This window comes from Mycobacterium sp. pW045, assembly GCF_041287085.1.
Taxonomy (GTDB): Bacteria; Actinomycetota; Actinomycetes; order Mycobacteriales; family Mycobacteriaceae; genus Mycobacterium; species Mycobacterium algericum_A.
On the sequence record NZ_JBGGKU010000005.1, the window covers coordinates 95,398 to 108,353 of the forward strand.

Sequence of the window (12,956 nt, forward strand, 5' to 3'; positions counted from 1 at the left end):
GGCAAGTCTGCTGGGAAATAAGGTTTTCTCGGCCGCCGGGTTGCCAGAGTCGCAATTCTGCCGCTAGGGTTCGACCGAGCGATAACAGACAAGTGTCCAATTTCGGACGGGCACCGGGAAGCTGTGGGAGTGACTGATGGCGCTACTGGCCGACGGCGTGAGCCGGCTGCTCATCGACGGAAAGCTGACCGCCGGCGGGGCCGGCGGGTTCGCCACCGTCAACCCGGCCACCGAGGAGGTGCTGGGCGAGGCGGCCAACGCGGACAGCGCCGACATGGACCGCGCCATCGACGCGGCACGGCGGGCATTCGACGACACCGACTGGTCGACCAACACCGAGCTGCGGGTGCGCTGCGTACGCCAGCTGCGTGAGGCCATGCGCGAGCAGGTAGAAGAGCTGCGGGAGCTGACGATCGCTGAGGTGGGTGCGCCGCGGATGCTCACCGCCGGTGCCCAGCTTGAAGGCCCGGTCGAAGACCTCGGGTTCGCCGCGGACACCGCCGAAAGCTACGAATGGACGCAGGATCTCGGCCATGCCACCCCGCTGGGCATTCCCACTCGCCGGTCGGTGGTGCGCGAGGCGGTCGGGGTCGTGGGCGCCATCACGCCGTGGAATTTCCCGCACCAGATCAATCTGGCCAAGCTCGGCCCGGCGCTGGCCGCGGGTAACACCGTGGTACTCAAACCCGCGCCCGACACCCCGTGGGTCGCCGCAGTGCTCGGGGAGCTGATCGCCGAGCACACCGATATCCCGCCGGGCGTCGTCAACATCGTCACCTCCACCGACCACACGCTGGGCGCCATGCTCGCAGGAGACCCTCGGGTGGACATGGTCTCGTTCACCGGTTCGACGGCCACCGGCCGCAGCGTGATGGCCGACGCGGCCGCCACCATCAAGAAGGTCTTTCTGGAACTGGGGGGCAAGTCGGCTTTCGTGGTGCTCGACGACGCCGACCTCGCCGCGGCCTGCTCGGTGGCGGGCTTCTCGGTCTGTCTGCACGCCGGGCAGGGCTGCGCGATCACCACCCGGCTGGTGGTGCCCCGGGCTCGCTACGACGAGGCAGTGGCCATCGCGGCCGGCACGATGGGCTCGATCAAGCCCGGCGACCCCACCAAGCCCGGCACGGTCTGCGGTCCGGTGATCTCGGCGCGCCAGCGCGACCGGGTGCAGAGCTACCTGGACCTGGCCCTGGCCGAGGGTGGTGAGTTCGCCTGCGGCGGTGGCCGCCCGGCCGATCAACCCGCCGGCTTCTTCATCGAGCCCACCGTCATCGCCGGGTTGACCAACGATGCGCGGGTGGCCCGGGAGGAGATCTTCGGCCCGGTGCTCACCGTGATCGCCCACGACGGCGACGACGACGCGGTGCGGATCGCCAACGACTCGCCCTACGGGCTGTCTGCCACCGTCTACGGCGCCGCCGCGCAGCGAGCGGCCGCGGTGGCGGCCCGGATGCGGGCCGGGACGGTCAACGTCAACGGCGGGGTCTGGTACTCGGCGGACGTGCCGTTCGGCGGATACAAGCAGTCCGGCAACGGACGCGAGATGGGTGTCGCCGGGTTCGAGGAATACCTGGAGATCAAAGCCATTGCGACAGCAGCGAACTGATAATCGATAACGGGATTCAAGGGAGAACAAGCAGATGGGGCAATTCGACGACAAGGTGGCCATCGTCACCGGCTCCGGTGGCGGGATCGGCCAGGCATACGCGGCGGCGCTGGCCGCTGAGGGCGCCGCCGTGGTGGTCGCCGACATCAACCTCGAGGGCGCGCAGAACGTCGCCAAGCAGATCGTCGCTGACGGCGGCAAGGCCCTCGCGGTGGAAGTCGACGTCTCCGACCCGGAGTCCGCGCAGGCCATGGCCGATGCGGCGGTCAATGAATTCGGCGGGATCGACTACCTGGTCAACAACGCCGCGATCTTCGGCGGCATGAAGCTCGACGGGCTGCTGACCGTGCCGTGGGACTACTACGAGAAGTTCATGCGGGTGAACCTCGACGGTGCGCTGATCTGCACCCGCGCGGTCTACGAGCACATGGCCCAGCGCGGCGGCGGCGCCATCGTCAACCAGTCGTCGACCGCGGCGTGGGTGTACGCGAACTTCTACGGGCTGGCCAAGGTCGGTGTCAACGGCCTGACCCAGCAGCTCTCCCGTGAGCTGGGCTGGCGCAACATCCGGATCAACGCGATCGCACCGGGCCCGATCGACACCGAGGCCAACCGAGTCACCACTCCGCAGGCCATTGTGAAGCAGATGGTGCAGCAGCTGCCGCTCGCACGGATGGGCACGCCCGAGGACCTGGTTCCGATGTGTCTGTTCCTGCTGTCGGACCAGGCGTCGTGGATCACCGGACAGATCTTCAACGTCGACGGCGGACAGATCATCCGCTCATAGCCACCGGCGACGACGCAGAGCGAAGCGATGAGGAGGAGTCGGAATTTATGAGCGCAGCGACTGAGGCAACGCCGCGCCTCGGCTACATCGGGCTCGGGAACATGGGTGCGCCGATGGCCAAGCGGATGGTCGAGTGGCCCGGCGGTGTAACGGTTTTCGACGTGCGCGCCGAAGCGATGACCCCGCTGGTCGAGGCCGGGGCCAGCTCGGCTGACAGCCTCGCGGACGTCGCGGCGGCAGCCGACATCATCAGCGTCACGGTGCTCGATGACGCCCAGGTCCGCGAGGTCGTCGCCGAACTGGCGGTCAACGCGAAGCGGGGCACCGTCATCGCGATCCACTCGACCATCGCCGACACCACCGCTGCCGAGCTGGCCGGGCAGCTGAAGCCGCAGGGTATCCACGTCATCGACGCACCGGTCAGCGGCGGTGCCGGCGCCGCCGAGAAGGGTCAGCTGGCCACCATGGTCGGCGCCGACCGCGCGGTCTACGAACAGATCAAGCCGGCGTTCAAGCAATGGGCGTCGCTGGTCATCCATGCCGGCGAGCCCGGGGCGGGCACCCGAATGAAGCTGGCGCGCAACATGCTGACGTTCACTGCTTACGCCGCTGCCGGTGAGGCCATGAAATTGGCCGAGGCGGCAGGGCTGGATCTGCAGGCGTTGGGCCGCGTGGTGCGGCACACCGACGCGCTCACCGGCGGGCCCGGCGCGATCATGCTGCTCGACTCGACGGCGCCCTTGCCGGCGGACCACTTCCTGCACGATGCCTTCACCCATACCCGCGGGCTCGGGGAGAAAGACCTCAGCCTCGCACTGGCATTGGGCCAGGCCACCGGAGTCGACCTTCCGCTCGCCCAGGTTGCGCTGGCCGGGCTCGCCGCGGGCCTCGGTGTGCCGCATACCAACGACTAGGAGAGATCTGATGGACGAACTGCGCCGTACCGGGCTGGCCAAGATGAACGAGGTCTACGGCTGGGAGATGCCCGACTTCGAGGGCGACCCGTATTTCGATCTGACCGTCGACCACCTGTTCGGCAAGATCTGGACCCGCCCGGGGTTGTCGATGCGCGACAAGCGGATCATGACGCTGACGGCGGTGGCCGCGGTCGGCAACCGCGACCTGGCTGAGATACAGATCAATGCCGCACTGCTCAACGGCGAGCTCACCGAGGCCGAACTCAAGGAGATGGCGGTCTTTGTGACCCACTACCTCGGGTTCCCGTTGGGATCGGCGCTCAACGGCGCGGTCGACGCCGTCGTGGCCAGGCGTAAGAAGGCCGCGGCTAAGGGCCAGGCCGAGGACAAGAAGGCCAACGTCGACGCCGCGGTCAAGATGCACGGCGGCGGGTAGGGAATGCGGAGAGCAGCATGAGCCTGGAGATCACCACGGCGGGGCGGGTGCGGACCTTGACCCTGACGAGACCCGAGGCGCTCAACGCCTTCAACGAGGCGCTCTACGACGCCACCACCGAGGCGCTGCTGGAGGCCGCGCAGGATCCCGAGGTGGCGGTCGTGGTGCTCACCGGCGCCGGCCGCGCCTTCAGCGCCGGGACCGACCTCAAGGAGATGCAGGCGCGCGTCACCGCAACGGATTTCACTCCGGGCCGGCACGGCTTCCTGGGGTTGATCGACGCGCTCAACGGGTTCGCGAAGCCGTTGATCTGCGCGGTCAACGGAATCGGGATCGGCATCGGCACGACCATTCTCGGCTACGCGGACCTGGCGTTCATGTCGTCGACCGCACGGCTGATGTGCCCGTTCACCAGTCTCGGTGTCGCGCCGGAGGCGGCCTCGTCGTATCTGCTGCCGCGACTGATCGGCCGGCAGAACGCCGCCTGGCTGCTGATGTCCTCGGAATGGATCACCGCCGAGCAAGCCCTGGAGATGGGCCTGGTCTGGAAGGTCTGCGAGCCCGATGACCTGATGGCGGAGGCGCATCGGCACGCCGAGGTCCTCGCTGCGCGACCGCTCGCCAGCCTGATGGCGGTCAAGAAGAGCATCGCTGCGCCCACCCTGCCCGGGGTGGCGGCCGCCCGCGAGCGGGAGAACGCCTACTTCGTCGAGCTGATGGGTTCCGGCGCCAACGCCGAGGCGCTGGCGGCCTTCACCTCGACACCATGACCGACGAGACATTGCTTTCCGGGCGGGCCGCCGTCGTCGTCGGCGGCAGCCGGGGCGTCGGCCGGGCGGTCGCCGACCTACTCGCGGCTTGCGGCGCCGGCGTCGTGGTCAACGGCCGGGATCCGGATGCGGTGGACGGCACCGTCGCGGCGATCACCGGTTCGGGAGGTCGGGCCGTCGGGGTAGCCGGGGCCGCCAACGCCGAGGCGACCGCGACGGCGTTGATGGCGGCCTGCCGGGACGAATACGGCAGCGTCGATGTGCTGATCAACTGCGCCGGCATCGCTGAACCGCCCGGTTCCTCGATCCTGTCGATATCCGGCGCGCAGTTCCAGGAACTGCTCGACGCTCATCTCGGCACGGCATTCCACACCTGCCGGGCCGCCGCCCCCATCATGGCCGAGCAGCGACGGGGGTCGATCGTCAACAGCGGTTCGGTGGCCTTCCTGGGCGACTACGGCGGCACCGGCTATCCCGCCGGCAAGGGGGCGATCAACTCCCTGACGCTGGCGATGGCGGCCGAGCTCGCGGAGCACGGCGTTCGGGCCAATGTCGTCTGTCCGGGCGCGAAGACGCGTCTGTCGACCGGCGCCGACTACGAGCAGCACATCCGCGACCTGCACGCCCGGGGACTGCTGGATGAGTTCACCATGCAGGCGTCGCTGGATCCGGCGCCGACCGGCTACGTGGCACCGCTGTATACCTACCTGGCCAGCGACCTGGCGAGCACGGTGACCGGCTCGGTGTTCCTGGCATCCGGAGGCTTCGTCGGCCGATTCGACCGTCCCGCCCCCGCGGTGCTGGGCTACCGCGATCACCATGGCTCATCACCATGGTCGATCGCGGAGTTGCACGCCATGGTGACGGGCAGTTGACCCGCTGAAAGTACTCGGGAGACGCCAGCAGCGCCGAGCCGGGCGGGCTGAATGGCGACGGCGGTAACGGCGGCGACGGTGGCGATGGCGCAGACGGTGCCCTCCGGGGGGGCGGTCACGTAGGCCCGTCGCCGCGTACCGGGCGGTCTTGCTATATATCCTTGGTCTCGCGCCCCGCCGACGACGATGCGAGGGGAAATGAGAGAGGAGTGGCGCCGATGCGCGTCCTGGTGATCGGTTCCGGCGCCCGGGAACATGCGCTCCTCATGGCCCTTCGCAACGACCCGAAAGTCGATCACCTGGTGATCGCACCGGGCAACGCCGGCACCGCAGCGGTCGCCGAACAACGCGAGGTCGACATCACCTCCGGTCCGGCGGTCGCCGCCCTGGCCCGTGACGTCGCTGCTGACCTGGTGGTGATCGGGCCCGAGGTGCCCTTGGTGTTGGGCGTTGCCGACGCGGTGCGGGCCGCGGGCATCGCCTGCTTCGGGCCGTCCCGGGACGCCGCGCGCATCGAAGGCTCCAAGGCGTTCGCCAAGGACGTGATGGCCGCGGCTGGGGTGCGCACCGCCCGCTCGGAGATCGTCGACAGCCCGGCCGACCTGGACGCTGCCCTGAGCCGGTTCGGCCCGGATGCCGGCGAGGCGGCCTGGGTGGTCAAGGACGACGGGCTGGCCGCCGGCAAGGGAGTGGTGGTGACGCCGGACCGCGCAGTGGCCCGGGCGCATGCCGCCGGACTGCTCGACGCCGGACATCCGGTGCTGTTGGAATCGTTTTTGGATGGCCCCGAGCTGTCATTGTTCTGTGTCGTCGACGGCGACACGGTGGTTCCGTTACTGCCGGCGCAGGATTTCAAACGGGTCGGTGACGGTGATGCCGGCCCCAACACCGGCGGCATGGGTGCCTATGCCCCGCTGCCCTGGCTGTCCCGAGAGGCTGCGGCGGGGATCGTCGCCGACATCGTCAAGCCGGTCGCCGCCGAACTGGTGCGCCGCGGCAGCCGGTTCGCCGGGCTGCTCTACGCCGGAGTGGCGATGACTTCGACCGGGCCGGCTGTCGTCGAATTCAACTGCCGCTTTGGGGATCCGGAGACCCAAGCGGTACTGGCGCTCCTGGAGTCGCCGCTCGGGCAGCTGCTGCACGCCGCCGCCACCGGTGGGCTCAGCGAGTTCGGTGCGCTGCGCTGGCGGGACAGCTCGGCGGTGACGGTGGTGCTGGCCGCGGAGAACTATCCCGGCCGGCCCCGCGTCGGGGACGTGATCGTGGGCGCCGAGGGTGAGGCCGTGCTGCACGCCGGCACCGTGCTCCGCGAGGACGGGGCGGTGGTGTCCTCCGGTGGCCGGGTGCTATCGGTGGTGGGTGTCGGCGACGACTTGGCCGCGGCCCGCGCGGCCGCCTACCGGACCCTCGGTTCGATCCGCTTGCCCGGTAGCCACTTCCGCACCGATATCGGCTTGGCGGCCGCCGAGGACAAGATTCGGATCTAGCCGAGCCCAACATCCTCGGTCGGCTCGGCGAGGGCGCCGGTACAGTTACCCAGTATGTCTGACGAAACCGAGCTGGACGCTGCTGAGTCGGCCGACGAGGATCACCCATCGGAGCAGCCTGCGGCTGCGAAACGACCGGCGGCCCAAGCGCCGGTGAAATCAGCTCAGGGGCCCCTGCTTCTCGCGGCGGCGATTGCGCTCGTCGCCGGAGCCTTGGCCGGCGCGGCGGTTGCCTGGTGGCTCCCGGCATCCGCGACGTCGGCCAATTTCTCGGATCAGCAGGTTGCCGACGCGAAGAAAGATGTGTGTGCTGCGGCAGTGCTCGCGCGCCAGGCGGTGGCCAACAACATGCACCTGAAGAACCCGGATCCCGAGAACCCGGTTGCCCAGCTTGCGGTGGCCGCCAACGCGAGGCTGTCCCTGACGGCGGGTGCCGCATACCTGCGGGGTCGCGTTGAAGAGAAGGCCGCCGTTTCACAGGATATCGCGGAAGCGGCCCGCGCGATGGCCGGCGAGCTTGAGCATCTGAACCTCAGTTACCTAGTCGGGCAACCGAATTCAGAACGGGAGCAGCTGGGGCGCGATCTTGACGCGCGCATCGCGGCATTGGGCAAGCTCTGCCAGTAACCGCAGCCGGCTGACCGGACTCTGCCGGGTCCGATCAGCCGGCCCTAGCTCAGAAACCCAAGAACGCCAGCGGATCCCAAGCCGATACGACCGCTGACGTCGCGTCGTCGATGCCCGACACGGCATCGCCGGCGTCAAGCGGCGCGATAGCGTCGAACATGCTGAACATGCCCGACAGGTCGATGTTGCCGAACGGGGTGATCAAGGTGTCGGTGATGCTGGCGGCCGCCGTCCCGTCGGCGTTCGGGATGGCCTCGTAGACGTTGGTGAAGCCCCAGAGGTCGGTGACGCTGTAGACCGTGCCCAGTGTCGGCAGGTCCGCAAGCTGGGCGTCGGTCAGACCGGAAGCGGCGTCGACCGAGGTAACGGTGAACTGAGTGGTCTCGATCCCGAGAATGTTCGACATGTTCTCGCCGAAACTGACCGTGCCCAGCGTGGCACCACTGTCGTCGTACACGGAGATGCCGTCCTGGGTAGGCAGGAAGGCCCCGAGCGCGTTGACGCCGGAAATCTGCAGCAGCGGTGCGATACCGAACAGCGGATAGCTGGCGTCGGTGCTGAACCCGTCTGCGCCCGGGTCGAAGGTGGTACCGCCGATGGTGAACGCGTTGTCACTGAGGGCGGCGCTGTCAGATGTCGCGGCGAGCGCACCCAACGGCGCAGCTGGGTCCAGCGGTGCGGTCGCGTCAAAGGTCGTCGGTAGGTTGAGGTTACCGAACGGGGTTACCAGGGTGTTGGTGATGCTGGCCGACCCGCCGCCGGTTCCCGGGGTGGCTTCGTAGACGTTTGCAAAACCACCACCGAAATCGGTGACGCTGTAGACCGTCCCGACGGTGGGCAGTCCCGCAAGGCTGATGTTGTTGAGCACGCTGGCGATGTCATCGTTGGTGATGTCGCTGCCGGCGAGGTTGAGATCGCTGGGAAGAAGCGAGATGAGAACATCATTGCTGGTGATGTCACCGCTGCCATAGTGCAGGATGTCGCTATTGGCGGCCAGGGCATTCGCCAGCTCTGCTGCGGTGAAATCGGCGCTGCTGAAGTCGAGGTCGGCGGCTAGGGCGCTTTCGAGCGTGGAGGTGGCCGGGTCGATGGCGCCGACGGTGAACTGGGTGCTGTCGATCCCGAGCACGTCGGAGTACCAGAGGAAGGTGTGGACGGTGCCAGCGTCGGTACCGTCGGCGTACACCGTGAATTCCTGCTCCGCCTGGGTGCCTTCCAGGCCGCTACCGGAGATATTGAGGGCGCTGGCTTCCAAACGCAGCAGCGGCGCGAAGCTGGACAAGGACAACGGCATAGGGATGTCGATGCCGTCGCTGCCCGGGTCGAAGGTGGTGTCCCCGATGGTGAACGCGTTGTCGCTGAGACCGCTGATGCCGGATGCGTTCCCCAGGGCTTCCAGAGGGACGCCCGGGTCCAGCGGTGCGATGGCGTCATAGGGGGTCGGTAGGTCGAAGTTGCCGAACGGGGTGACGAACGTGTTGGTGATGCTGGACGCGGCCGTGCCGTCGGCGTTGGGCACGGCCACGTAGACGTTCGCGAAGCCGCCGCCGAGGTTGGTGATGCTGTACACCGTGCCGTCGGTGGGCAGCTCGGCGGCTTGCGCGGCGGTCAGGCCGTCGGCCGCAGTGCTGCTGGTGACGGTGAACTGCGCGGTGACGATGCCCAGGAGATTCTGAACGTTGGTCGAGGTCAGAAGTGTGCCGAGCGTTTCGCCGCTGCTGTCCTCGATGGTGAACTGCTGCGACCCGAGGCTGAAGAGACCCAGCAGGCTGTCGCTGCCGAGCGACAGCAGCGGGGAATTGGCGAACATCGGGGTGAGAGCTTCATAGCCATCGGTCTGCGTGCCGGTCAGAGCGTCGATCGCCACCGGGTCGGTGAAGCTGATATCGCCGATAGTGAAGCCGGTCTCGGATCCGCTGTCTGCGACAGCCGTGGCCGCCTGCAGAAACGCCGCGGTCAGAATTCCGCCGCCGGCTGCGGCGACAGCAGCGGCCATCCGGATTCGATTCGTCATCGGGAGTTCCCATCTGTCGGGCTCAGGAATAGTCGAGTTACCTATGAGTACGTTTAGAAAAATTACTCGGAGTGTTCTTTGTCACACAAGGGCAATTCGGGCCATGATGCGGGAAATTTCGGCTGGTTTAGCGGACAAAACGAGGGAATCTCGGACGTAGACACATATTTGCGGTAATGGGTGCGGCCGGGCTGCGAGGATACGTCGGTCTCGCTATCCCAGGTTGGGGCTGAGGAATTGACTAAGCAGTCAAGAGCGGGGCTACCCAGGTCAGCTCGGCCGGGAGCTGCGAGCTCCAGTAGGACCCGTCATGCCCGCCGGGGGAGAAGCCGCCGGCGGGGGGATTGGGCAGCTGGTCGATGAAAGCCCGGGTCGCCGAGTAAAAGGGGTCGGAGTCGCCGCAATCCACCCGGATCGGGATCGATCCCAGGGCCGGCATCCCGAAGACGGAGTTCGCCGCGAAGTCCGCCACGCCGTCGAACGCGCCCGGCGCCGTCGCACCGGGCGACAGCCACAGCGCAGGGCTCACCGCGCAGATCGCCGCGGTTCGGCGCGGACCGAGGCGGCCCCCGAGCAGCAGCGCGCCGTAGCCACCCATCGACCAGCCGATGAACGCCACGCGAGAAGTGTCCAGTCCCTGGTCTGTCAGCAGCGGCAGCAACTCGTCGGTCACCATCGCGCCGGAGTCCTCCCCGGAGGTGCGCCGGTGCCAGTAACTGCCGCCGCCGTCGACGGCCACCACCGCGAACGGGGGCAGGCCGGCGGCGACCGCCTCGGCGAGGCCCTGTTCCACTCCGCCGGCCATCACCGTCGCCGCGTCGCTGCCTTTGCCGTGCAACGCGATCAGCGGGCGCAGTGACTCGGTCTGTCCCGGCGGCCGGGCGATCGCCCAATTGGTCGAGATCCCGCCGCGCGCGGCCGAGGCGAACGAACCGGTCGTCATGGTGGGCAGCGTCGGGGTGGCCCGCGCGGGCCGGACGCCGATCAACGAACTCACGCCCAACGCGCCCGCCGCGCCCACGGTGGCCCCGAGTCGCAACGCCGCTCGTCGGCTCAACCCGGGCATGGCGGCCATCATGCCAGCGGAGCGCGGTTTGTCCGAAAAGACGCAAACCCATGATGCGGCGATAGCTCTGCTGGCAGCATCTCTAGGCGTGATGACAGCGGTCACGCCCAAGGGCGAACGCCGACGGTATGCGCTGATCAGCGCTGCCGCCGAGCTACTGCGTGAGGGTGGGTTCGAAGCGGTGCGACACCGCGCGGTGGCGCAGCGGGCCGGCCTGCCGCTGGCGTCGACCACCTATTACTTCTCGTCGCTGGAGGACCTGATCGCCAGCGCGGTGGAACACATCGGAATGTTGGAGGTCGCTCAGCTGCGGGCCCGCATCGCCGGCCTGTCCCGGCGCCGGCGCAGCGCCGAAACGACGGCCGACATGCTGGTGGATCTGCTGGTGGGTGAGGAGAACGGCTCGCAGGTCACCGAACAGCTCATCTCGCGGTATGAGCGGTCCATCGTCTGCGCCCGGCAGCCCGCCCTCCGCGAAATCCAGCGCCGCATCCTGCACCAACGGTCCGATGCCGTCGCCGAAGCCGTCGAGCGTTCCGGGCGGATCGCCCGGGTGGAGATGGCGCATGCGCTGGTCTGCATGGTCGATGGGGCGGTGATGGCGGCCCTGGTCGACGACCGCCAGGGACCGCGGGCCGTTGCCCGGGCGGCGGTGATCGACGTCATCGACCTGCTCGCGCCGCTGGACCAGCGCGCGGTGTCAGCCTGAGAAGCTCACACGGTATGCTGCCTCGACCCCTTTGTCGCTACTTTGCTACTGGCGGGTAACCGGGGGGTGCCAAGACGCCCAAGAAACGCCTACGAGAAGCGAATGCGGAGAGCTACGTCATGAATATCGGTGTCCTATCCGAGGCGCAGCCCGGTGAGACGCGCGTGTCGGCGACGCCAACCACGGTTGGGCAGCTGATCAAGCTCGGCTACGAGGTGGTGGTGGACGCCGGTGCGGGAGAGGCGTCGTCGTTCACCGACGCCGCCTACGTGGAAGCCGGCGCCACGATCGGCGACGCCCGTGCCGCTGACATCGTCTTCGGCGTCAACGCCCCCGCGACCGAGCAGCTCGACGCCATGAAGCCGGGCGCGACGCTGATCAGCCTGCTGGCACCGGCACTGAACCCGGATCGGGTGGAGGATCTGGCCCGCCGGCCGATCACGGCACTGTCGATGGACGCGGTACCCCGGATCTCGCGCGCGCAGTCGCTGGACGTGCTGAGCTCGATGGCCAACATCGCCGGCTACCGCGCCGTGGTGGAGGCCGCCCATGTGTTCGGTCGCTTCTTCACCGGCCAGGTGACCGCCGCCGGAAAGGTGCCACCGGCCAAGGTGCTGGTGGTGGGCGCCGGCGTCGCCGGCCTGGCCGCGATCGGCGCAGCCGGCAGTCTCGGGGCTATCGTGCGGGCCACCGATCCGCGGCCGGAGGTCGCCGATCAGGTGAAATCCCTGGGCGGCGAGTACCTGTCGATCGAAGACCCCGAGGCCGAGGTCTCGGCAACCGGCTATGCCAAGGAGATGGGCGACTCCTACAAGGCCCGCGAGGCCGAGCTCTACGCCGAGCAGTGCAAAGACGTCGACATCATCATCACCACCGCGCTCATCCCCGGTAAGCCGGCACCGCGGATCATCACCGCCGACATGGTCGCCTCGATGAGCCCGGGCAGCGTGATCGTGGATATGGCCGCAGCCAACGGCGGCAACGTCGAGGGCACGGTGAAGGATCAGGCCGTCGTCACCGACAACGGGGTGACGATCATCGGCTACACCGATCTCGCCGGTCGGCTGCCCGCGCAGGCCTCGCAGCTCTACGGCACCAACCTGGTCAACCTGATGAAGTTGCTGACGCCGGGCAAGGACGGCCAGCTGGTGCTGGACTTCGACGACGTGGTGCAGCGGTCGATGACCGTGGTGCGCGACGGCGAGTCGACCTGGCCGCCACCGCCGGTACAGGTCTCGGCCGCCCCCGCCAAGGCCGCCGAAGCCCCGGTGGTCGAACAGGAGTCGAAGGCGCCGATGACGGCCGGTCGGCGGCTGGGTCTGGTTGTAGCCGCGGCGGCGGTGTTGTTCGCGCTGGTGGCGCTGGCGCCGGCGGCGCTGCAGGTGCACCTGACGGTCTTCGCGCTGGCGATCGTGATCGGTTATTACGTGATCGGGCATGTGCACCACGCGCTGCACACGCCGCTGATGTCGGTGACCAACGCCATCTCGGGCATCATCGTCGTCGGTGCGCTGCTGCAGATCGGGCACGGCGATCCGGTCATCACGGCACTGGCGACCGCGGCGATCCTGCTGGCCAGCATCAACGTCTTCGGCGGTTTCGCGGTGACCCGCCGGATGCTGGCCATGTTCTCCCGCAGCTAGGCGCTGCGCACCCCGATTT

12 protein-coding genes are annotated in these 12,956 nt (G+C 68.2%); 10 read left to right on the forward strand and 2 right to left on the reverse strand.

Translation table 11 applies throughout. The features are described 5' to 3' along the window. The first annotated feature begins 136 nt into the window (after positions 1-136). The 8 genes from ACAG20_RS09690 to ACAG20_RS09725 all read left to right on the forward strand — a co-directional run bounded on the left by ACAG20_RS09690 (position 137) and on the right by ACAG20_RS09725 (position 7,505). Positions 137-1,606: an aldehyde dehydrogenase gene (locus ACAG20_RS09690; RefSeq protein ID WP_083037529.1), complete on the forward strand. Its 1,470-nt coding sequence runs from the start codon at positions 137-139 to the stop codon at positions 1,604-1,606. A 34-nt stretch (positions 1,607-1,640) separates the two neighbouring features. Further along, a complete protein-coding gene (locus ACAG20_RS09695) occupies positions 1,641-2,393 on the forward strand; it encodes an SDR family oxidoreductase (RefSeq protein WP_083037530.1) in 753 nt (250 codons plus the stop codon). Between the two features lie 47 nt (positions 2,394-2,440). Next, on the forward strand, positions 2,441-3,307 hold the full coding sequence (locus ACAG20_RS09700) for an NAD(P)-dependent oxidoreductase (RefSeq protein ID WP_083037531.1): 867 nt from the start codon (positions 2,441-2,443) through the stop codon (positions 3,305-3,307). Positions 3,308-3,317: 10 nt separating this feature from the next. After that, positions 3,318-3,746, forward strand: coding sequence for a carboxymuconolactone decarboxylase family protein (locus ACAG20_RS09705; RefSeq protein WP_083037532.1), 429 nt, complete (start codon positions 3,318-3,320; stop codon positions 3,744-3,746). A 17-nt stretch (positions 3,747-3,763) separates the two neighbouring features. Continuing rightward, positions 3,764-4,516 carry an enoyl-CoA hydratase/isomerase family protein gene (locus ACAG20_RS09710; protein ID WP_083037533.1) on the forward strand — a complete coding sequence of 251 codons (753 nt, stop codon included), beginning with the start codon at positions 3,764-3,766 and terminating at the stop codon, positions 4,514-4,516. Next, positions 4,513-5,391, forward strand: coding sequence for an SDR family NAD(P)-dependent oxidoreductase (locus ACAG20_RS09715; protein ID WP_013830520.1), 879 nt, complete (start codon positions 4,513-4,515; stop codon positions 5,389-5,391). Before ACAG20_RS09710 ends, ACAG20_RS09715 begins: the two co-directional genes overlap by 4 nt. Before the next feature lie 218 nt (positions 5,392-5,609). Continuing rightward, complete coding sequence (gene purD / locus ACAG20_RS09720; RefSeq protein ID WP_083037641.1) at positions 5,610-6,878, forward strand: phosphoribosylamine--glycine ligase; 1,269 nt, start codon at positions 5,610-5,612, stop codon at positions 6,876-6,878. Positions 6,879-6,932: 54 nt separating this feature from the next. Beyond that, complete coding sequence (locus ACAG20_RS09725) at positions 6,933-7,505, forward strand: hypothetical protein (protein ID WP_083037534.1); 573 nt, start codon at positions 6,933-6,935, stop codon at positions 7,503-7,505. A 49-nt stretch (positions 7,506-7,554) separates the two neighbouring features. On the opposite strand, the gene ACAG20_RS09730 is transcribed toward ACAG20_RS09725, so the two are convergent. Together ACAG20_RS09730 and ACAG20_RS09735 are read right to left on the reverse strand one after the other, a co-directional pair. Further along, complete coding sequence (locus ACAG20_RS09730; RefSeq protein WP_133054413.1) at positions 7,555-9,519, reverse strand: hypothetical protein; 1,965 nt, start codon at positions 9,517-9,519, stop codon at positions 7,555-7,557. A gap of 241 nt (positions 9,520-9,760) precedes the next feature. Beyond that, positions 9,761-10,597, reverse strand: coding sequence for an alpha/beta hydrolase-fold protein (locus ACAG20_RS09735; RefSeq protein WP_083037536.1), 837 nt, complete (start codon positions 10,595-10,597; stop codon positions 9,761-9,763). A 79-nt stretch (positions 10,598-10,676) separates the two neighbouring features. Between ACAG20_RS09735 and ACAG20_RS09740 the strand changes: the two genes are divergently transcribed. Together ACAG20_RS09740 and ACAG20_RS09745 are read left to right on the forward strand one after the other, a co-directional pair. Then, positions 10,677-11,294, forward strand: a complete 618-nt coding sequence (locus ACAG20_RS09740; protein WP_083037537.1) for a TetR/AcrR family transcriptional regulator — start codon at positions 10,677-10,679, stop codon at positions 11,292-11,294. Positions 11,295-11,413: 119 nt separating this feature from the next. After that, positions 11,414-12,937: a Re/Si-specific NAD(P)(+) transhydrogenase subunit alpha gene (locus ACAG20_RS09745; protein ID WP_370492388.1), complete on the forward strand. Its 1,524-nt coding sequence runs from the start codon at positions 11,414-11,416 to the stop codon at positions 12,935-12,937. The last annotated feature ends 19 nt before the right edge of the window (positions 12,938-12,956 follow it).